17 protein-coding genes and 1 pseudogene are annotated in these 21183 nt (G+C 41.4%); 8 read left to right on the forward strand and 10 right to left on the reverse strand.

Going from position 1 to position 21183, the window contains the following annotated elements:
- Positions 1-293 precede the first annotated feature (293 nt).
- From F902_RS18720 to F902_RS18745, 6 genes are all read left to right on the forward strand, one after another.
- Positions 294-944 carry a phosphatase PAP2 family protein gene (locus tag F902_RS18720; RefSeq protein ID WP_005205915.1) on the forward strand — a complete coding sequence of 217 codons (651 nt, stop codon included), beginning with the start codon at positions 294-296 and terminating at the stop codon, positions 942-944.
- Entirely contained in the window at positions 931-2184 is a 1254-nt protein-coding gene (locus tag F902_RS18725; RefSeq protein ID WP_005205916.1) for an efflux RND transporter periplasmic adaptor subunit, read from the forward strand. Before F902_RS18720 ends, F902_RS18725 begins: the two co-directional genes overlap by 14 nt.
- 12 nt (positions 2185-2196) lie before the next feature.
- Positions 2197-5370, forward strand: coding sequence for a multidrug efflux RND transporter permease subunit AdeJ (adeJ, locus tag F902_RS18730; RefSeq protein WP_005205917.1), 3174 nt, complete (start codon positions 2197-2199; stop codon positions 5368-5370).
- A 5-nt stretch (positions 5371-5375) separates the two neighbouring features.
- Positions 5376-6839, forward strand: a complete 1464-nt coding sequence (adeK, locus tag F902_RS18735) for a multidrug efflux RND transporter AdeIJK outer membrane channel subunit AdeK (protein WP_005205918.1) — start codon at positions 5376-5378, stop codon at positions 6837-6839.
- A gap of 108 nt (positions 6840-6947) precedes the next feature.
- On the forward strand, positions 6948-7298 hold the full coding sequence (locus F902_RS18740) for a YbjQ family protein (protein ID WP_005296351.1): 351 nt from the start codon (positions 6948-6950) through the stop codon (positions 7296-7298).
- 8 nt (positions 7299-7306) lie between these two features.
- Positions 7307-7750, forward strand: coding sequence for a YbjQ family protein (locus F902_RS18745; protein WP_005205921.1), 444 nt, complete (start codon positions 7307-7309; stop codon positions 7748-7750).
- Between the two features lie 91 nt (positions 7751-7841).
- Here F902_RS18745 and F902_RS18750 read toward each other — a convergent pair whose 3' ends face one another.
- The 5 genes from F902_RS18750 to F902_RS18770 form a co-directional block, all read right to left on the reverse strand.
- Positions 7842-9470: an OFA family MFS transporter gene (locus tag F902_RS18750; RefSeq protein ID WP_005205927.1), complete on the reverse strand. Its 1629-nt coding sequence runs from the start codon at positions 9468-9470 to the stop codon at positions 7842-7844.
- Between the two features lie 232 nt (positions 9471-9702).
- The gene (locus tag F902_RS18755) at positions 9703-10413 is read right to left on the reverse strand and encodes a Dph6-related ATP pyrophosphatase (RefSeq protein WP_005205929.1); all 711 of its coding nucleotides are present in this window, start codon (positions 10411-10413) and stop codon (positions 9703-9705) included.
- Positions 10410-11216 carry an SDR family NAD(P)-dependent oxidoreductase gene (locus tag F902_RS18760; protein ID WP_017401995.1) on the reverse strand — a complete coding sequence of 269 codons (807 nt, stop codon included), beginning with the start codon at positions 11214-11216 and terminating at the stop codon, positions 10410-10412. Before F902_RS18760 ends, F902_RS18755 begins: the two co-directional genes overlap by 4 nt.
- Positions 11217-11229: 13 nt before the next feature.
- Complete coding sequence (locus tag F902_RS18765; protein ID WP_005205933.1) at positions 11230-11892, reverse strand: hypothetical protein; 663 nt, start codon at positions 11890-11892, stop codon at positions 11230-11232.
- Between the two features lie 113 nt (positions 11893-12005).
- On the reverse strand, positions 12006-12686 hold the full coding sequence (locus tag F902_RS18770) for a hypothetical protein (protein ID WP_005205934.1): 681 nt from the start codon (positions 12684-12686) through the stop codon (positions 12006-12008).
- A 371-nt stretch (positions 12687-13057) separates the two neighbouring features.
- Between F902_RS18770 and F902_RS18775 the strand changes: the two genes are divergently transcribed.
- A complete protein-coding gene (locus F902_RS18775) occupies positions 13058-15958 on the forward strand; it encodes a valine--tRNA ligase (RefSeq protein ID WP_005205946.1) in 2901 nt (966 codons plus the stop codon).
- Positions 15959-16001: 43 nt separating this feature from the next.
- Here F902_RS18775 and F902_RS18780 read toward each other — a convergent pair whose 3' ends face one another.
- The 4 genes and pseudogenes from F902_RS18780 to F902_RS18795 all read right to left on the reverse strand — a co-directional run bounded on the left by F902_RS18780 (position 16002) and on the right by F902_RS18795 (position 19546).
- Positions 16002-17297 (reverse strand): hypothetical protein, encoded by a 1296-nt coding sequence (locus F902_RS18780; protein WP_005205948.1) that lies wholly within the window; start codon positions 17295-17297, stop codon positions 16002-16004.
- Between the two features lie 66 nt (positions 17298-17363).
- Positions 17364-17718: pseudogene (locus tag F902_RS18785) on the reverse strand (endonuclease domain-containing protein).
- Between the two features lie 117 nt (positions 17719-17835).
- On the reverse strand, positions 17836-18855 hold the full coding sequence (locus F902_RS18790; RefSeq protein ID WP_005205952.1) for a coiled-coil domain-containing protein: 1020 nt from the start codon (positions 18853-18855) through the stop codon (positions 17836-17838).
- A 103-nt stretch (positions 18856-18958) separates the two neighbouring features.
- Positions 18959-19546 carry a hypothetical protein gene (locus F902_RS18795; protein WP_005205954.1) on the reverse strand — a complete coding sequence of 196 codons (588 nt, stop codon included), beginning with the start codon at positions 19544-19546 and terminating at the stop codon, positions 18959-18961.
- Between the two features lie 163 nt (positions 19547-19709).
- On the opposite strand from F902_RS18795, the gene F902_RS18800 reads away from it, so the two are divergent.
- On the forward strand, positions 19710-20318 hold the full coding sequence (locus F902_RS18800) for a hypothetical protein (RefSeq protein ID WP_005205959.1): 609 nt from the start codon (positions 19710-19712) through the stop codon (positions 20316-20318).
- A gap of 65 nt (positions 20319-20383) precedes the next feature.
- On the opposite strand, the gene F902_RS18805 is transcribed toward F902_RS18800, so the two are convergent.
- The gene (locus F902_RS18805) at positions 20384-21169 is read right to left on the reverse strand and encodes a 3-hydroxybutyrate dehydrogenase (RefSeq protein ID WP_005322678.1); all 786 of its coding nucleotides are present in this window, start codon (positions 21167-21169) and stop codon (positions 20384-20386) included.
- Positions 21170-21183: the final 14 nt, after the last annotated feature.

The raw sequence follows: 21183 nt of genomic DNA on the forward strand, positions 1-21183 counted from the left end.
TATTTTGAATAAGTGGTTTGTTATTTCACTTTCGTCGAATCATGTTATATGGCAGATATTGTGATTTTCATGATGAATCGGATACGTAAAAAAACAGCTTCTTTCAATAAATACTGATGTCAATTGAAAATGAGATATACATCAAATTTTGTTATGTTTTTTTACTAGACCTTAAAAAAACACAGAAATGAAATTATCATAAAATTTCAAGACTTGACCAAAAGTGTACTCGCGAGTACACTTTCTAACACTCAACAACCCTGAACAATGGTTAAGCAAATAATGAGTAGCGCATGCAATACCTATTGCTTTGTATTGGTTGCTTTTTTTTAGGACTCGGTGTGATTGGGTTAATGAATTCCAACGCATCAACTTTAGACCTTTTTAGTGTTCAAGCTTTTTTTGAACACCGTTCATTTACGCTTAATCATGTGACAGTTCTGCTCTCTCGGCTCGGTGGAATGCCTTTTTTACTATTTTTAACAACATTTTTGTGTATTTACCAAACGTGGATTAAAAATTATAAGAATGTGACGTTTATCGCTTTAAGTGTCAGTGGCAGCATTGTGATTGGTTGGCTTCTGAAATGGGGCATTGATCGGCCAAGACCAATGGAGTTTTATCACTTGGTTCAAAGTTATGGTGCATCCTTCCCAAGTGCCCATAGCCTTTATGCTGCAACCCTTGCGAGTCTAGCTATGTTGTTGTGTCAACAACATAAATATCGCACCAGTGTCATTTTAGTATCTACTTTATGGTTTATCTTCATGGGGATATCTAGAATCTATGCGGGGGTTCACTACCCAACTGACGTACTTGCCGGTTGGGGAATTGGGTTGATTTGGACTTCGTTGCTTTGGTTTGGGCTGTATCAAAGCACTTTCAGCAACAATTTGTTTTTAGATAAAAAATCTAAATTGAGGTGGAATAATGATGTCGGCTAAGCTTTGGGCTCCTGCCCTAACTGCTTGCGCATTAGCAACAAGCATTGCGCTTGTTGGTTGTAGCAAAGATCCTAAAGATGCACAGCAAGCTGCTGCTGCTCAAAAAATGCCACCTCCAGAAGTTGGTGTCATTGTTGCGCAACCACAAAGCGTTGAACAAAACGTCGAACTGTCAGGACGAACCTCTGCATATCAAGTTTCGGAAGTACGCCCTCAAACAGGTGGCGTAATCTTAAAACGATTATTTGCTGAAGGAAGCTACGTTCAAGCAGGTCAAGCACTTTATCAAATTGATGCAAATACCAACCGCGCAACAGCAGACAATGCTCGTGCAACGTTATTGCGTCAACAAGCAAACTTAAATGCATTACGCGTGAAAGAAGGCCGTTATCGTCAGCTTGTGGGAACCAATGCGGTTTCTAAACAAGAATATGATGATATCAATGCTCAAGTAAAATTAGCTGAAGCTGATGTCGCTGCATCTGAAGCTGCATTAAAAAATGCTGAAATTACATTGGGCTACTCAACTGTTCGCGCACCAATTTCTGGTCAATCTAGCCGTTCTTCGGTGACGCCAGGTGCATTGGTGACTGCAAACCAAGCTGATCCATTGGTCACAATTCAACAACTAGATCCAATCTATGTTGATATCAATCAATCGAGTGCTGAATTATTGCGTTTACGCCAACAACTCAGCAAAGGCAGCTTGAATAACAGTAACAATACCCGTGTCAAAATCACGCTGGAAGATGGTTCTGAATACCCAGTGGAAGGTCAACTCGCTTTCTCTGATGCAAGTGTGAATCCGGATACAGGTACTGTGACTTTACGTGCAGTCTTCTCAAATCCAAACCATTTGTTATTACCAGGTATGTATGCAACGGCTAAAATTTCGCAAGGAGTTTTGCCAAATGCTTATCTGATCCCTCAAGCAGCTGTGTCTCGTTTACCAACAGGACAAGCAATTGCTTTAGTGGTAAATGCAAAAGGTGCGATCGAAACACGCCCAGTTAAAACTGTAGGTGTCAAAGGTCAAGACTGGATTGTAACTGAAGGCTTACAGGCTGGTGATAAAGTTGTTGTTGATGGTGTTGCCAAGGTAAAAGAAGGCCAAGAAGTGTCGGCTAAACCTTATCAACCAAAAGCAGCTGAAGGTCAAAATGCAGCACCAAAAGCTGCTGAACAACAAAAGCAAGCCAATTCACCAAAAGCTGAACAAAAAGCAACTTCAGAAGCTTAAGGGGTAGATTGCATGGCTCAATTTTTTATCCATCGCCCAATTTTCGCTTGGGTGATTGCACTGGTCATTATGTTGGCGGGTATTATCACGCTTACAAAAATGCCAGTTGCACAATATCCGACAATTGCCCCCCCCACGGTAACCATTTCTGCAACTTATCCTGGGGCTTCTGCTCAAACTGTTGAAAATACCGTCACCCAAATCATTGAACAACAAATGAATGGTTTGGATGGCTTACGTTACATTTCATCGAACAGTGCGGGTAATGGTCAAGCATCAATTAACTTAAACTTTGCACAAGGTATCGATCCAGATATCGCGCAGGTTCAAGTTCAAAACAAACTGCAATCAGCAACAGCGCTTTTACCTGCTGACGTACAACGTCAAGGTGTAAAAGTGACTAAGTCTGGCGCAAGCTTCTTGCAAGTTATTGCTTTTTACTCACCAGATAACAGCCTTTCTGCATCTGACATTAAAGACTATGTGAACTCAAATATTTCTGAGCCACTGAGTCGTGTGGCGGGTGTGGGTGAACTCCAAGTATTTGGTGGTTCATATGCAATGCGTATCTGGTTAGATCCAGCAAAGCTGACGAGCTTTAACTTAACGCCTAATGATGTTGCAACAGCCATTCGTGCACAAAACTCTCAAGTTGCAGTTGGTCAGCTCGGTGGTGCGCCATCTACTGCGGGTCAAGTACTCAACGCAACCGTGAATGCACAAACCATGTTGCAAACCCCTGAACAGTTTAAAAACATCTTCCTGAAAAATACTTCAGGTGGTGCTCAAGTTCGTTTAGGTGATGTTGCACGTGTGGAATTGGGTTCTGATAACTACCAATTCGACTCGAAATTTAATGGTAGCCCTGCAGGTGGTGTTGCAATCAAACTTGCAACAGGTGCAAATGCACTGGATACCGCTGCCGCAGTTGAAAAGCGTTTATCTGAGTTACGTCATAACTATCCAAGCGGTTTAAAAGACAAGCTTGCGTATGACACCACACCATTTATTCGTCTATCAATTGAAAGTGTTGTCCATACACTCATTGAAGCAGTCGTCTTGGTATTTATCGTAATGTTCTTGTTCTTACAGAACTGGCGTGCAACGATTATTCCAACATTGGCTGTACCTGTAGTGGTATTGGGTACCTTTGCCGTGATTAATATCTTCGGATTCTCGATCAACACCTTAACCATGTTCGCAATGGTACTGGCCATCGGTCTGTTGGTGGATGACGCCATCGTTGTGGTTGAGAACGTTGAACGGGTGATGCAAGAAGAACATCTCGAACCGATTCCAGCGACTGAAAAGTCAATGAGTCAGATTTCGGGTGCCTTAGTCGGTATCACCAGTGTATTAACAGCGGTATTCGTACCGATGGCATTCTTCAGTGGAACCACTGGGGTGATTTATCGTCAGTTCTCGATCACGCTGGTTACGGCGATGATCCTGTCATTACTTGTAGCATTAACTTTTACCCCTGCCCTGTGTGCGACCTTGTTAAAACAACACGATCCAAACAAAGAAGAAAGCAACAATATTTTCGCGCGTTTCTTCCGTTGGTTTAACCGTAGCTTTGAAAAACTTTCAGAGAAATACCAAGGCGGCGTCAATCGTATGACCCACCACAAGTTATTCTCTGGTGTGCTTTATATTGTTGTGATCGCAGCGTTGGTTGGTATCTACAAAGTATTGCCATCTTCTTTCTTACCAGAAGAAGACCAAGGTGTGGTCATGACCTTAGTTCAGTTACCACCGAGCGCGAGCTTGGAACGTACTGATAAAGTCATTGATACCATGACGGGTTACTTCTTGAATAAGGAAAAAGAAAATGTAGAGTCGATCTTTACAGTTGCTGGTTTCTCATTCACAGGGGTGGGTCAAAACGCGGGTCTTGCCTTTATTAAATTAAAAGACTGGAGTGAACGTACCACACCAGAATCACAGATTGGTGCCATCATTCAACGTGGTATGGCATTGAACATGATTGTGAAAGATGCGTCTTACATCATGCCATTGCAATTACCAGCAATGCCTGAATTGGGTGTCGCTTCTGGTTTCGATATCCAGTTGAAAGATGCAAGCGGTCAAGGGCATGAAAAACTGATTGCTGCACGTAATGCGATTTTAGGTATGGCCTCTCAAGACAAACGTCTTGCAGGTGTACGTCCAAATGGTCAAGAAGATACACCGCAGTACCAGATCACCATTGATCAAGCGCAAGCAGGTGCAATGGGCGTCAGTATCGCTGATATTAACAGCACCATGAGCATGGCTTGGGGTGGTTCATATATCAATGACTTCGTTGACCGTGGTCGTGTGAAGAAAGTTTATGTCCAAGGTGAAGCGGATACGCGTATGATGCCTGAAGACTTGAACAAGTGGTATGTGCGTAACAACAAAGGTGAAATGGTTCCTTTCTCTGGCTTTGCCAAAGGTGAATGGACTTATGGTTCACCACGCCTAGAGCGTTATAACGGCGTATCATCTGTTAACATTCAAGGTACTCCTGCACCAGGTGTCAGCTCTGGTGATGCAATGTTGGCGATGGAAGAAATTATTGGTAAGTTGCCATCTATGGGCTTAACAGGTTTCGACTATGAATGGACAGGTTTATCTTTAGAAGAACGTGATTCTGGTAGCCAAACAGCTCCTCTGTTGGTTCTTTCATTATTAATCGTATTCCTGTGTCTTGCTGCACTCTATGAAAGCTGGTCAGTACCTGTTTCGGTATTACTGGTTGTACCTTTAGGTATCGTCGGTGCATTTACATTGACATGGTTAGGTATGATTATTAAAGGTGATCCAAACTTATCCTTTAACATTTACTTCCAGGTTGCGATTGTTGCCGTAATTGGTCTATCTGCGAAGAATGCGATCTTGATCGTCGAATTTGCGAAAGAATTACAGGAACAAGGCGAAGAACTATTTGAAGCAACATTACATGCTGCAAAAATGCGTTTACGCCCAATTATCATGACTACACTTGCATTTGGTTTTGGTGTATTACCATTAGCCTTGGCAAGCGGTGCGGGCGCTGGTAGCCAACACTCAGTCGGTTATGGTGTACTTGGTGGTGTAATTTCTTCAACTCTTTTAGGTATCTTCTTTATCCCTGTATTCTTCGTGTGGATTCGTAGTATCTTTAAGTACAAACCTAAAACTTTAAATACTCAGGAGCATTGATCGTGATGCAAACTGTATGGTCTATTTCCAGTCGTGGCATTGCAATCTCTGCACTCGCGCTATCTTTGGCTGCCTGCCAAAGCATGCGCGGGCCAGAGCCTGTTGTGAGTTCAGATGTTCCTGAAAGCTTCGCGTCTTATGGCAATGCTTCTGGAAAATCAATTGCGGAACAAGGTTACAAAGACTTCTTTGCTGACCAACGTTTACTGCAAGTACTTGATCTAGCACTTGCCAATAACCGTGATTTACGTACTGCTACGTTGAACATTCAAAAAGCGCAACAGCAATACCAAATTTCGGAAAACAACCAATTGCCAACAATTGGGGCAAGTGGCAGTGCTGTTCGTCAAGTCACCCCTACCCGTGACCCAAATAATCCTTATTCAACCTATCAAGTTGGTTTGGGCCTAACTGCATATGAGTTAGATTTTTGGGGTCGTGTACGTAGCTTGAAAGATGCAGCTTTAGATAGCTACCTCGCAACACAAAGCTCACGTGATGCAACGCAGATCAGTTTAATCAGCCAAGTGACTCAAGCATGGTTAAACTACTCATATGCGAATGCACAATTGAAACTTGCGGATCAAACGCTGAAAGCCCAACAAGACTCGTTTAACTTGAACAAGAAACGTTTCGATGTGGGTATTGATAGCGAAATCCCTGTGCGCCAAGCACAAATTTCGGTTGAAACGGCGCGTAATGATGTCGCGAACTACAAGACTCAAGTTGCTCAAGCTCAAAACTTGTTGAACTTACTTGTTGGTCAGCCAGTTCCTCAGAACTTACTCCCTCAACAACAAGTGGCGAGTATCACGCAACAAAACGTGTTTAGCGCTGGCTTACCAAGTGACTTGCTCAATAACCGTCCAGATGTGAAAGCATCTGAATACCAGTTAAGTGCTGCGGGTGCGAATATTGGTGCTGCTAAAGCCCAACTCTTCCCAACTATTAGCCTGACTGGTTCTGCTGGTTATGCATCAACTGACTTGAGTGACTTATTCAAATCAGGGAATGCGTTATGGTCAATTGGTCCAAGCTTGAATATCCCAATTTTTGACTGGGGTACTCGTAAGGCCAATGTCAAAATCTCTGAAACTGATCAGAAAATTGCACTTGCTAACTATGAGAAGTCAGTACAGTCAGCTTTCCGTGAAGTAAATGATGCTTTGGCAACACGTGCTAACATTGGTGACCGTTTAACCGCTCAACGTCGTTTGGTTGATGCAACTAATACAACATACAAGCTTTCAAATGCCCGCTTCCGTGCTGGTATTGATAGCTATTTAACCGTATTGGATGCACAACGTTCTGCTTATTCAGCAGAACAAGGTTTATTGTTATTACAACAAGCAAACCTCAACAACCAAGTTGAACTTTACAAAACACTTGGCGGTGGTCTCAAAGCCTCAAGCAGTGAAACGGTAACGCATCAGCCATCGAGCTCTGAACAACATTACGCAAAAAAATAATTTCATCTTTTGCGCATAAAAAAGCTCACTTCGGTGAGCTTTTTTATTGCAACCATTGCCAATATTTCTTATCTTCAAACTGAATATATTGATGATTTAGAAAATACGATGTTACTAAGCAGTTTAGAGTCTGTACCGGGCCATGAAATCTTACGCCAGCTAGATGTGGTGTATGGCAGCACCGTTCGTAGTAAACATGTTGGTCGTGATTTGATGGCAGGTTTAAAGAATATTGTGGGTGGTGAGTTGACGGGTTATACCGAATTGCTGGAAGAGTCACGTCAGGAAGCCACTCAACGTATGATTGATAAGGCCAAAGGTTTAGGTGCCAATGCCATTGTCGGTATTCGTTTCTCAACTTCAAATATTGCCCAAGGCGCATCAGAGTTATTTGTCTATGGTACAGCGGTAGTAGTACAACCCGTTGCGCCTAAACTTCCTGATCCATTTGGCGCATAGGCAAAATTATGGATGGATTAATTTTTCAGATTGTCCTGTTTCTGATCCTATTTTCAGTCGGTTGGGGTTTTGGTCGTCATATCGAGCAAAAACACTTACGTGAGCTGGATCAGAAAGAAAAGCAATTTTCCCATATCCGTATTGATACCAATCGCTTTGTAGAAACCTCAGCCTATGGGCAAATGGTCAGCAGCAATGTGGTGATCTCCCACGATTATTTTAAGTATGTACTGGCAACCATTCGAAACTTCTTTGGTGGGCGTTTGGTCAGCTATGAAAGTGTGGTGGAACGGGCGCGTCGTGAAGCTGTGGTTCGCCTGAAGCAAGAAGCCCATGCCATGGGTGCAAATCATATTATGGGGGTTCGACTCAGTACTACAGAATTAGGGATGCAAGGTGGTATGGTTGAAGTGTTTGCTTATGGAACTGCCATCGTAAACGCTCCACATTGATGACAGTAGCCTATTAGGGAATTACTGTAGTACCCATAAAATAAAAAATGCCTCAAATCATGAGGCATTTTTTATCGCTTAGATTTTAAAATTAATGAAATAAAACAATCGCCTTTTGTAAGGTAAACCAAATCCCTGCCAATAAAGGGAGACCTACCACCAACCAAGCAAGTACCACCGTAATGGTCTTGGATGGCGCATGTGCTACATTATTTTCTATGCTTAGATCTTGTGATACTTTCTCATGAGCTAAAGCCTTTTCTGCGGCTAATTCCGCATCTGTCATATATTGATCTTCATCAACAGGTTTGATCAAGAGATTGAGCACAAATCCAATCGCTAACATAGCCGCCAAAATATACATAGCAACATCATAAGATTGAGCCTGAGTCACGCCATGTGCCAGTTGATAATCACGTATATTGGTAATCAATAAGGTCCCCAATATCCCTGCGACAGACCATGCGGTAAGCAAACGCCCATGAATGGCCCCAACCATTTGTGTACCAAAAATATCAGCCAAATAAGCAGGTACAGTGGCAAAACCGCCACCATACATCGACAGGATGACACAGAAGGCTAAAACGAATAATGGTAAATTTTCTGCATACGCCAAGTGTGGAATCGAGACATACAACAAAAAGCCCAATGCGAGAAAAATAAAGTAGGTATTTTTACGACCAATAAAGTCCGATGTCGATGCCCAAAAGAAACGCCCAGCAATATTAAACAAGGACAGTAAACCGGTGAAACCTGCAGCAAAGGTTGCTATCTGCATTTTTTGCTCTGCGTTTAATTCATTAATCCCCACATCTAAACCGATGAGGCGTCCGCCAAATACCTCCTGTAGCAACGGCGAAGCCATTGCTAAAATCCCTATACCAGCAGAAACGTTTAAACAGAGTACACCCCAGATCAACCAGAACTGCTTGGTTTTCCATGCCTTATTTAAATGCACATGACGATTGGTCACAAGGCCCGTCGCCTGCGTTACTGTCGGTTGCCAGCCACTCGGCTTCCAATTTGAGGGCGGAATGCGGTAACCGAAGGCACCACCAATCATAAAAATAAAATAAACGGCAGCCAGTACCAAAAACGTTTGCCAGACACCCACAGAGGTATCCGTTGCAAAGAACTTCATTAGCTTATCTGCCAATGGCGCACCAATCATGGCGCCTCCACCAAAGCCCATAATGGCAAGACCTGTTGCTAAACCACGACGGTCTGGAAACCATTTAATCAGGGTAGATACAGGTGAAATATAACCAAGCCCAAGCCCTATACCCCCTATTCCACCTCCCAACCACAATAACCACAACTGATGCGTATAAACACCCAGCGCAGATAAGATCAAACCACTTGCCCAGCAAAATGCAGCAACCACACCTGCCTTTCGCGGTCCTGCATGTTCAAGCCAACCACCAAACAAAAATGCGGATGAACCCAAAAAGACAAAAAATAGCGTGTACATAATGCTTAATGTAGACACACTCCAGTCGCAGGTTGTAGTGAACAACTGCTCAAGCAGACCTATATTTTTACATTCGATCGGGGCATCAATTCCCAATGCTTTGGATAATGGCAACCAGAACACGGAAAAGCCATAGGCCATACCAATACTGAGATGAATCGCTAACGCGGCAGGAGGCAATAGCCAACGGTTATAACCAGAATGGGCAATCGTGCGTTCCTTGGCCAGAAGTGAAAGTCGTCTTTCCATGTACAATCTCCATACCTTCACTGCTAAAGAGAAGTTAGTATTATTCATTTGGGTCTAGGCAGCGATTCGCGCTGATGCCAGAGCTTGGTATTATGCTTATTTTTCAGTGAAGGCCAATCAAATGATTGTGCAAAAAATATCTTGTTCTTATCAAGTAGCTTTTTTTAATAAATAGTACATAACAGATTTAATGATTTAAAAAAAAATCCTGTGCCATGCACAGGATTTTTGCTTAGGATTCGGCAAAGATCGCTTGCCAATAATGATAGGTTTTCTCTTCCCCATCTTCTAACTTAAACTGGTATGACATCTGACGAATTTCAGCAATTTCAAATTCAACAGGATGTTTGAATAAACCGCCTGCATAAGCAAAGGTATGGTATTCGCCATTTTCACCACAAACATCAACATCGCTGGGCATCCGCTCAAGCAAAGCTGCATCGATATCCTGTCCAATAAACGACTCATCCAATTTACTGGCATCGGTCACGATGATTTTGGTTTGAATGCCTGAATCCAAGAAATCCTGCATCACTTCAAGCGAGTTCAGATTCCATATCGGCTCAACCACTTCAATACCTAAAGGATGCAAACGGTCTTCACGATATTTGCGTACATCGCTGAGGTAAATATCACCAAAGATAAAGTGCTCAACACCCTGTGCCTTAAAATGATTGGCTGCATCGAGCATACGTTGCTCATAGACAGGCAGACTTTTTGGTAGAAATACAGGATAAAGTGGAATACCAATACTTTCAGCCTGCTTTTCAAGCAATGCATGTGGAATGGCATGCATAGATGACAACGCTGTTTCTTCATTGACCGTGGTTAATAAAGCAACTACCTCAAATTCATTTTGCTGTAAGACTTTATACAGTGCCAATGAAGAGTCTTTACCACCGCTCCAATTAAAAACAGCTTTCTTACGATTATTCACACTCATTTCACTTTCATTTTGCGAATCATCTTATACAACAAGTTTGGTGACAATCGAGAAACCAACACACCCAATTGTTCTTTTTTCCCACCGACCACAATATATTGCTCACCTGCCATCAAGGATTCCACCACACGCTCAGCAAATACATCGGCATCTAAACCATTTTCAATCGCTTCATCCTGATGGCCTTGAGGCTTGCCTTCACCATTTAAGGCATTAAAAGAGACATTGGTTTTGACAAAGCCCGGGAAGACCACCGAAACTTCAACACCTTCTGGTGCAACTTCAGCACGCAAACTGTTGGCCCACATATGAATCGCTGCCTTAGCCGCAGAATAAGTGGCACGATATTGTGTTCCTAATAAGCCCGCGACACTGGAAACGAACACTACTCGACCTGATTTTTGTTGCAGAAAAGTCGGTAACACGGTTTTAGTAAAAAAGACCTGTGAAAAGTAGTCGACTTCCATGATGGCACGTTCAGTTTGCATGGTGGTGTCTTGAATTAAAGCACGTTGACTTAAACCGGCATTATTGATCAGCCAGTCAATACGTCCTTTACAGGCCAAGACCTGTTCATGCGCATGGCGGACTTGAGCTTCATCGGTAATATCTGCGGCAATCGAAAGATGCTGTTCGGGCTTGAGTAATCCAACGCGTACCGCTTCCAATTCATCATAGCGGCGGGAGGTCAGCACCACTTGTGCGCCTTGCAATGCACACTCCCGCGCCAAGGCTTTACCTAAGCCAGACGAAGCACCCGTAATCCACACCACTTTATTTTCAAGAGTTTTGAGTTTTGCCATTTCCATGCCCTACCTATGCTTGATGACGCATAAATTTCAGGAAGTAATCTACATACGTTGCCGCGACTTGCTGATCAATTTGCGTGCCTAATTTTTCCAAACGCTTATAACCCAAATGTGTAGTCATATTAATGACCCCATTAAGGGTTTTATCGACCACGAAATTAAACTTGAGACATTTCTTTGGTTCACGAATCAAATGGGTCACACCAGCATCAATCACTTCAGTGAGAAGTTTGAGTGCATTTGAAATTTCTCGATGATCTCCGCCTGCCAACTTTTGGCTAGAAGCGATGACCTTCTGAGCCAAATGCTGCTCAACAGGATAAGTCATATACACCTGTTCATCTTCAAGTTGCAGGGTTTTAGAGAGATATTCCACCAAAGGAATTAAGCGGTCATTGCCAAAAAATGAAATCGACCATGGCATATATTTGCGAATTGCTTCCAAAATTTGCTGAATGACTTTTTCAGATTCACCCGTTTGTGAATACTGCTGATTTTCTTGTAACAGCACCATAAACACTTGTTCAATCACTTCACAAGCCATTTCAGACAATACGCTGCCTAAGGCACTGGCCTGACTTTCTTTATGTCCTTGCAATAATTGCGCTCGAATATGTGCAAACCTTGCATAAGTATCCGTATGAATATTTAAAAAAACGGCGGTGTTCATTTTAATAACCCTAATTGTAAGATTCCATAAAAAAAGAGCTTGTTAAACAAGCCCTTTTATCAAATCTATTTTTCTATCATTTTTGGCATTGTACACGCCGAATTTAGCACAATCTATTCTGTATCGACATGCATAAATGCTAAAAAATGATTGACGCAATCGGTTGCTGCATTGCTATCCACTTGATTACCCATTTTCTCTAAACGCTTATAACTTAAATGGGCAGTCATATTGATCACCCCATTTAAGGTTTTATCCACCACAGTATTAAAGTTGAGACATTTTTTCGGTTCACGGATCAAACTGGTCACCCCCAAATCCACGATTTGAATCAGGGTTTGAAACACATCGACCATATCACTGATTTCATTATTCTTGAGTTGGGTGACCAATGTATGTGCCTGCTGTACCAATTGTCGATCAATCGGATAAGATACATAAACCCGCTCATCGTGATACTTGATCATATTGGAAAAGTAATTGGCAAAGGGACACAGACGCTCATTCCCAAAAAAAGCAATCGACCACGGCATATATTTACGCACCGCAGCAATGATCTGTTGAATCACTCTTTCAGATTCAGCAGTATTTTTCTGGGTGAGCTGCGTCGGCTGACGATTTTGAATCAAGAGTACTGAAAACACTTGCTCGACAATCTCACAGGCAATTTCGGATAACACCTCACCCAAGATACGGGATTGACTCTCATGCGTACCAGCATTGAGCTGCTGGCGGATGGTTTCAAATTGTCCATGTGTGACGTCATTAATTTTCAACAGGATTGAATAACTCATGAGAAGCATCCCTTTTTTAGTTTTTTGCATTCTTATATTGTTGTTTTGAGCATCAATATTTTTAAGTTATGTGATGCATTACACAAATCTAATCCTATTTGTATAAAAATCCAACGCCTTTCATCGGCTTTTTTCAAAAAAATGAAGTCTATAAAGACTTTATCTTGATTGAGCTGTCGATCATCAGGCATAAAAGCCACATGATGAAGCTGTACTAAACGTCTCCTTTATAAAAGCTCAAAAAACAGCAATTCAGACATTATTTAAGCAGCTTTTCGCATTAACACTTGGCGCGGCTGAAATGCCTACAGAAGCGAGGATTTTTTGCTACAATAGATCTAATTTTTTATTCAATTTTAATCTTCTGTACTATGACTGACGCTCAATCTGCTCAAAATATTGCAACCACTTACGATCCAACCGAGATCGAAAAGAAATGGTATCAAATCTGGGAACAACAAGGTTATTTCAAACCATCAGGTCAAGGTGAATCATTCTGTATCATGATTCCACCACCGAACGTCACCGGTAGCTTGCACATGGGACATGGCTTTAACAATGCCATCATGGATGCACTGACCCGTTACAACCGTATGATGGGTAAAAATACCTTATGGCAACCAGGAACTGACCATGCGGGGATTGCAACGCAGATGGTGGTCGAGCGCCAATTGGGTGCACAAGGTGTCAGCCGCCATGACTTAGGTCGTGAAAAATTCATCGAAAAAATCTGGGAATGGAAAGAGCAATCAGGCGATACCATCACCCGTCAGATCCGTCGTTTAGGTTCTTCAGTGGACTGGTCGCGCGAACGCTTCACGATGGATGAAGGTTTGTCGAATGCAGTAAAAGAAGTGTTCGTAAAACTGCATGAAGATGGTTTGATCTACCGTGGTAAACGTCTCGTCAACTGGGATCCGAAACTACAAACGGCGCTTTCAGACTTAGAAGTTGAATCGGATAAAGAAGAAGCAGGTTCATTGTGGCACTTCAAATATTTCTTTGAAGATAAAAACCTCCGTACCCATGATGGTAAAGACCACATCGTTGTCGCGACCACTCGTCCTGAAACCTTGTTAGGTGATACCGCGGTTGCTGTGGCACTTGATGATGAACGCTATACGCATCTTGTAGGTCAGAACATTATCCTGCCAATTACAGGTCGTGCTGTTCCAATCGTTAAAGATGAATATGTAGATAAAGAATTCGGTACAGGCTGTGTGAAAATCACCCCTGCACATGACTTTAACGACTATGAAGTCGGTAAGCGTTGTGAATTACCAATCATTAATATCTTCAATAAAAATGCAGAAGTATTGGCTGAGTTTGAATACATCGCCAAAGCGGGCGAGCAAATTTCTAAAACCATCCCTGCCCCTGCGGACTATATTGGTTTAGAGCGTTTTGAAGCACGTAAAAAACTGGTTGAACAAGCAGAAGCTGAAGGCTGGTTAGATCAAATCCAACCTTATACGCTTAAACCACCACGCGGTGACCGTTCAGGTGTAATCGTTGAGCCATTATTGACAGATCAATGGTATGTAAAAATTGCTCCATTGGCGCAACCTGCAATTGAAGCGGTTCAAGACGGTCGTATCAAGTTTGTTCCTGAACAGTACAGCAACATGTACATGGCGTGGATGAACAACATCCAAGACTGGTGTATCTCTCGTCAGCTTTGGTGGGGTCACCGTATCCCAGCTTGGTACGACGCTGAAGGCAACATCTATGTGGGTCGTGACGAAGCCGAAGTCCGCACCAAAAACAACATCCCTGCCGATGTTGCGTTAAATCAAGATGAAGACGTACTGGATACATGGTTCTCTTCTGCGCTGTGGACCTTCTCAACCTTAGGTTGGACTGGCGATGCCAAGAAAGATGCGGAGAACTATTTCCTTAATACGTTCCACCCAACTGATGTATTGGTGACTGGTTTTGACATCATCTTCTTCTGGGTTGCGCGTATGATTATGTTTACGATGCACTTCATGAAGAATGAAGATGGTACGCCACAAGTACCGTTTAAAACGGTCTATGTTCACGGTCTGGTTCGTGATGGCGAAGGTCAAAAAATGTCGAAGTCTAAGGGTAACGTACTTGACCCATTAGACCTGATTGACGGTGTTGACCTTGAAACCTTGGTACAAAAACGTACGACAGGTCTGATGAATCCAAAACAAGCAGCGAAGATTGAAAAATCAACCCGTAAAGAATTCCCTGAAGGTATTCAAGCTTATGGTACTGACGCAGTTCGCTTCACGTTCTGTGCGCTTGCCAATACGGGTCGTGACATTAAGTTCGATATGAAACGTGTTGAAGGCTACCGTAACTTTGCCAACAAAATCTGGAACGCTACCCGTTTCGTATTGATGAATGTTGAAGGTCAAACCGTTGCTCAAGAAGCTCGTCCTGAGTTATGGGAACTTCCAGAAAAATGGATCATGAGCCGTCTGCAAAAAGCAGAGGCTGCGGTACATCAAGCATTTGCGACTTATCGTTTAGACCTTGCTGCACAAGCAATCTATGACTTTATCTGGAATGAATACTGTGATTGGTATGTTGAGTTAACCAAACCCGTTCTGAACGATGCCAATGTCTCTGAAGAGCGTAAAGCGGAAGTTCGTCGTGTGTTACTTGCGGTGATGGAAGCATCTTTACGTTTGGCACATCCATTGATGCCGTATTTGACAGAAGAAATCTGGCAAACCCTTGCGCCGATGTTAGGCAAAGGTGGTGCTACAATTATGACTGCCCAATACCCTGTTCCTGATCAAGCGAAAGTGAATGATCAAGCTGAAGCAGATATGCAGTGGTTACAAGGTTTGATTGGTGCGGTACGTAACATCCGTGGTGAAATGGGCTTAGGTAATGCGCGTTTATTGCCTGTATTACTCAAGAATATTTCTGATGCTGAGCGTGAGCAAATCATCCGTATCGAAGCTTTATTCAAAGCATTGGCTAAAGTTGAAAGCATCGAGTTCTTAAGCAATGAGCAAGAACCACCGTTGTCTTGTTCTAGCGTTGTCAGCCATGCTTCGGTATTTGTACCAATGAAAGGCTTGATTGATCCGAAAGCTGAATTGGGTCGTTTGCAGAAGGACTTGGATAAGGTTCAAAAGCAACATGATCAAATTGCCAATAAACTTTCAAATGAAGGTTTTGTTGCTAAGGCACCAGCAGCGGTTGTTGAGGGTGAAAAAGTGAAATTGGCTGAGTTTGCTGATCAGTTAGTGAAAATTAAGCAAAGTATGGAGCAAATTGCTGCGCTTTAAGCAGCAATTTGATTCAAAAAATCCCCTCGAATGAGGGGATTTTTTACTTCACTCTTTGATTAATTCTTTCAAATGGAGAATCATGAAATACGTTACCTAATGTCATATAATCTTTTTCAAAAATATTAAAAAGATCTCTAACTTTGGACTCAGTAAATGTGACTCTTACTAAATGTGAACTACTCACATTAATATTAAACTCATCATATTTTTCTGCAAGCCTTGGAGTTGATAATCTTTTTGTCGTTTCTCTATCTAAAGGATTTTCATTTCCATCGATAAATTTTTCTAAATACTCCCAATCATGGAAAAAGGAAAAATCAAGCATTTTATCTAATCTTGAATTATTTTCACATATTTGTTGTTGCAGCAAATCATCAGACAATAACTCTGAAGAAAAAAAACTTTTATTTTTCTTAAAAGATTCATTTCTAACCCAATACTGCAACACCATGGATACGTGATGTTGTAACGTACTATACATAATAGTGATAGGCAGATTATAGTCAGCCTCATCCGTGGTAAAACCGTTAATTTTTTGAGAGCTTGATACTTTAGTATAATATGTTCCTGCACCATAAATATCTTTTGCCCACTCATATTTTTCATTGAGTTTAGACATTATCTGAGGGTAGACAGTACTCCAAATCCCACTCACAGCGGGACCTTGATCCTCTGTATAAAGTTTTTTAACCTCGATTAATGTACATTGTTGCATACCTATATACTGGTCAAGAATTCTTCTATATTCAGGTTTAATTTTCTCACCATTTTCATCAACTATCAGAATTAAATAGAAGTTATTAAGATCATTTGCATTAAAGTGATCAATAATCTCACAAATAGCTTGTCCCGAAACTACAGTGTCAATAAAAATAAATTTATCATTAGGCAAATTATAGTGAAGCGAATGATACCACTCTTCATGAGCTACTTTTTCAACTAAGAATCTGTAAAATTTTAAATACATGCTATTTTTTTTAGCATCAATTAAATCTTTAAGTACTTTTACCCAGAAACCCCTTATAGATTGAGAATTAAATTCGTCAAAAGGGTCTGCTGAGAAAGGTAATACACAGTAGTTACCCAAACAATCCTTTAAACTTTCCATTTTAAAAGCTAATCTTTCATCTCTACTTTCAAATGTCTGCAATTTTAAATAATTTAACGAAGATGCATTTCTTAAAAATGGCATAGCTCCACGACTTGGAACTACAATACTACTGTAATCACCATCTAAAGTTTTTAAATATTCATATAAATCCATTGAAGCCTTAGCATAACTATAAACATTCTCTTTATTAAAAAAATCTTTCCAAGTATTATTCAGCTCAGCCACATTACCCTCTTTTAATGAGTTGTATAAAAATTTAATAAATTAATTATATAATTAATTTTATTAAAATTAATTTGGAAAGATATTTTTTAATTTAGAACATCTCCGCCACAAATCCTCCAACATCAAATCCGTCCTTCCCAACACATCATGATTCCAATACCTCACCACATTTATACCCAAATCGTTCAGTATCATATTCAATCGCATCTTTAGCTCCATGCTGACTGCCATCTAGTTCGATCACCAAACCCAATTCATGACAGTAAAAATCGACAATATAGGGGGCAATCACATGCTGTCTGCGAAATTTAAGATTCATAAATCGTTTAGCACGAAGTAGTTGCCACATCAGGTGTTCTGCACCTGTCGCATTACTACGCATGGCTTTGGCGAATTCTAATAATTGTGGGTCTAGTTTCATTTTTTATTTTCCATTTTAATTACCCTCACCCCAGCCCTCTCCCTGAGGGAGAGGGAGCATCCTTTGTGAATTTGATAGTTATTCGATACGCAACATGCCCTCTCCTTCTAGGAGAGGTTACAGCACCCCATGCCCCAACAACATCTCCACCCCACTCAGCTTTTTCATATGCTTTAAACGCTCTTTTTCCCACTTCAATTGCTGCTTTAACTCAGCACAATCCGCATCTATGGCTTTATACACATCACTAATATGCACATGCTCGGCTTTTACTTTTTTCGCTAACTGAAAAGAATCTAAAATCTCTTCAATTTGACTTTCCAACTGCTGACTTTGTGCATCCAAAGCCAGTTTATAAAACTTCACTTGCTCGGCCGATAACTCTTTAACTCCAACACCTTTGTTCTCTTCAAGCTGTAATTGAAGCTTAAGTAAATAAAACAAATCCTGCTGTTCATAAGCCTGACTTGCCTGTTGGAACAACTCAGTTTTTTCTTCTTTCTTGGTCTCGTCTTGCTCTCGGTCAGGATGAATCATGGCAGCAATTTTTAAATACACTGTTTTTAGCGACTGTGCTGCCATCTGCTCAGCTTGTTCACGTTTCTGCTGTTGTCTAAGTTGCTTGGCCTGTTCACGTGCCTGTTGCTGCTCGGCCGCATATTGCTCAAAGTCATCTTGTTCTAATTCTGCACTTTGCTCAGAACTTTCATCTTGCTCAAATTTAACTGACCCTACTTTTTTATTCTTTTTCACAGATTGCTGTACATGTTGCTGATAAAAAGTATCGATCTGCTTGACTAACTTTAACTGTTCATCCTTCAACATTTTAGAACGCTTTAATATTTGGGCAAGCTGGGCAATTTTTTCATCCAGCTGCTGCATATCGGCTTTGGAAAACTCATGCTGTTGTAACAGCAACCAAAGCTGATCTAACTGCTGAAACAAAATTTCATGCAATTCACTATACGAAGGCATCAGCTTTAGCCGTGTGTGCTGTTGAATCTCGGCTTGAGCGTTTTGCCATGTGGCAAGGCTAATTTTTTGCTGTTCTATTTTATCAATCAGGCGATTCAGCTTCTGCTGCTGCGAGGAAGATTCAGCCCTTTGCTTTAAACTGACTTTGAGATCAAAGGACATAATGCTTCCGCCTAAAAATTAAAAAGTGTAGCAATAATCAACCAACAAAGTCAGCAAACACTTTCAATATCGTGTTTGGACAAACAAATCGCTTAACTAAGCTTTACTCATCGCCAAATAAGGCATTGGCTGAAACGACTTTGGTGATTTTAACTTTATCTTGTTTCAGCAAGGGATAGATTTTTTGTCTAAGTGCATCACTGGTCATGCTGCCATTCAAATTCAGTAACACTGGCTCTTCACTCAGAGAGCCTTTGCCTAAGTACTCTTGATTCAAATCATTAGTGGTTACTTGATTCACCACCACAAAAAAGCCTGAAATGCCTTTGACCTGACCACAAGCCAAACTTTGCGGAGACCAATCCCCTTGGCGAATCACTTTTTGCAACGTATAGCCTTTGCTTTTTAATTGCTGCGTTTGTGCTGCGGTTGCGATTGGAAAATCAATCCGCTTTTGCTGTCCTTTCCAATTCACCAGCAAATGACTCGATTGACAAGATTCACGCATGACACCCCCACTTCCTCTCAATGCGCCTTCATCTGGATCAAAACAGGATGAAATCACTTGAAAAGTCGCTTCACCACAATGCAACGACTCGGATTGATACGTCTTGAATGGCGTTGCTTGGGCTTGGTTTATTTGAGTTAAACAGACTGATAAAAGACAAAAACTGATAAATTTATTGTTCATATGAAGTCATATTAGAATTAAAGACAGACTCATTCTAACTCAAAAATTGAGTGACTAAAGAAAGCTCTCATCCTCCTCAATTTGAATTAAACATTAAAAATGACAAACCCAACTTTTAAGCTAAAATCCGTTATATACATCATCATTTAAATACTCGAATTGTATGAAGAATAAAGTCCTATTGATCACCTCATTTATTTTGCTCGCCGGATGTCATGAAAAACAAAAAACATCATCAGAAAGCGATCAACCCACACAAAAGGCAGCTCAACAGACTCAAGCCGTATCAGAACCTGTGCTTATTCCCGCTACACCCGAATCCGATTATCTCGCCAATAATTCAACTCCACTACCAAAAGGTTATTCAGTTGATACAACCCATCTCAAAAAGCCTTTGTTTATTGACTTTGATGGCGATGGAAATTTGGATACCTTTCGAGTACTGAAAAACTCAAATAAAAAAGGAATGAAATATCTCTTTGAATTCCGTATCTCAAATAGCAACAAAGTTTATTACTACGAAAATACAGATAAAGATTATGACCTCGATATTTTCGGAACTTTTGAAGTTGCACCTAAAACAGATATTTACGTGGATGAAGACTATCGCTTTGATGAAGATGGAAATATCCTAGCTGATGAGCAAATTGACCCAAAACATTATCTAAAGTTCAAGGGTGATGGTATTTCTGTCAATGTTTTAGAAGAAACCTGTGCAACATCTGTATTTTTCTTAACAGATGAAAAAATTAAACGAATTGCGCTGTGCTAAATCCTAATTTCCATTTCATAACAAAAGCCGCCCAATTGAGCGGCTTTTTCAATCACGTAAACGGATTACTGTGCGGTATAACCACCATCCATCACCACCGCCTGTCCTGTAATCCCTGCGCCTTTGTTACTGGCTAAGAAAATCGCATAGTCGGCAATTTCTTCAACGCTAAGTAGACGCTTCTGCGGTACCATCGCCAAAATCACATCTTCCAAAGCACTTTCCAGACTGACATTACGGGTTTTGGCTAAGTCAGCAATTTGCCCACGCACCAATGGCGTATCCACATAACCCGGACATAAAGCATTCACAGTAATGCCGTCACGCGCACATTCCAGAGCCGCCACTTTGGTCAAGCCAATCACCCCATGCTTAGCACTGTTGTATCCCGCCTTACCTGCAAAGCCAATCAAGCCATTGATCGAAGACATATTGATAATACGGCCATATTTCTGCGCTTTCATAATCGGAAATGCGTGCTTAATTCCGATAAATGAACCTGTTAGCATCACCTGTACCAGTTTCTGATAAATATCTGTGGAGAAGTCTTCAATTGCTGCAACATGCTGAAAACCTGCATTATTGATCAGGATATCCAAACGCCCAAACGTTTGTGTGGTCAAATCAATTGCCGCTTTATAAGCCTGTTCATCAGTCACATCACAAGGCGCAGACAAGGCTTCAAAACCCTGCTGTTTTAACTGCTCCACTGCTTGCTGGCATTTCTCTGCATTGACATCAGAAATCACTACTTTCGCGCCTTCCTGCGCAAATTTTTTCGCAATTTCTAAACCAATACCGCTAGCGGAACCGGTAATAAAGGCTACTTTGGCTTCGAGTTGTTGAGTCACTGTACTACTCCTAT

Origin of the sequence: Acinetobacter higginsii, from assembly GCF_000369525.1 — a bacterium.
GTDB classification, from domain to species: Bacteria; Pseudomonadota; Gammaproteobacteria; order Pseudomonadales; family Moraxellaceae; genus Acinetobacter; species Acinetobacter higginsii.

What these genes read in the sequence shown, in the direction of transcription:
- F902_RS18720 (WP_005205915.1), top strand. Translation starts at nt 294, where the DNA reads ATGCAATACCTATTGCTTTGTATTGGTTGCTTTTTTTTAGGACTCGGT.
- F902_RS18725 (WP_005205916.1), top strand. Translation starts at nt 931, where the DNA reads ATGATGTCGGCTAAGCTTTGGGCTCCTGCCCTAACTGCTTGCGCATTA.
- adeJ (WP_005205917.1), top strand. Translation starts at nt 2,197, where the DNA reads ATGGCTCAATTTTTTATCCATCGCCCAATTTTCGCTTGGGTGATTGCA.
- adeK (WP_005205918.1), top strand. Translation starts at nt 5,376, where the DNA reads ATGCAAACTGTATGGTCTATTTCCAGTCGTGGCATTGCAATCTCTGCA.
- F902_RS18740 (WP_005296351.1), top strand. Translation starts at nt 6,948, where the DNA reads ATGTTACTAAGCAGTTTAGAGTCTGTACCGGGCCATGAAATCTTACGC.
- F902_RS18745 (WP_005205921.1), top strand. Translation starts at nt 7,307, where the DNA reads ATGGATGGATTAATTTTTCAGATTGTCCTGTTTCTGATCCTATTTTCA.
- F902_RS18750 (WP_005205927.1), bottom strand. Translation starts at nt 9,470, where the DNA reads ATGGAAAGACGACTTTCACTTCTGGCCAAGGAACGCACGATTGCCCAT.
- F902_RS18755 (WP_005205929.1), bottom strand. Translation starts at nt 10,413, where the DNA reads ATGAGTGTGAATAATCGTAAGAAAGCTGTTTTTAATTGGAGCGGTGGT.
- F902_RS18760 (WP_017401995.1), bottom strand. Translation starts at nt 11,216, where the DNA reads ATGGCAAAACTCAAAACTCTTGAAAATAAAGTGGTGTGGATTACGGGT.
- F902_RS18765 (WP_005205933.1), bottom strand. Translation starts at nt 11,892, where the DNA reads ATGAACACCGCCGTTTTTTTAAATATTCATACGGATACTTATGCAAGG.
- F902_RS18770 (WP_005205934.1), bottom strand. Translation starts at nt 12,686, where the DNA reads ATGAGTTATTCAATCCTGTTGAAAATTAATGACGTCACACATGGACAA.
- F902_RS18775 (WP_005205946.1), top strand. Translation starts at nt 13,058, where the DNA reads ATGACTGACGCTCAATCTGCTCAAAATATTGCAACCACTTACGATCCA.
- F902_RS18790 (WP_005205952.1), bottom strand. Translation starts at nt 18,855, where the DNA reads ATGTCCTTTGATCTCAAAGTCAGTTTAAAGCAAAGGGCTGAATCTTCC.
- F902_RS18795 (WP_005205954.1), bottom strand. Translation starts at nt 19,546, where the DNA reads ATGAACAATAAATTTATCAGTTTTTGTCTTTTATCAGTCTGTTTAACT.
- F902_RS18800 (WP_005205959.1), top strand. Translation starts at nt 19,710, where the DNA reads ATGAAGAATAAAGTCCTATTGATCACCTCATTTATTTTGCTCGCCGGA.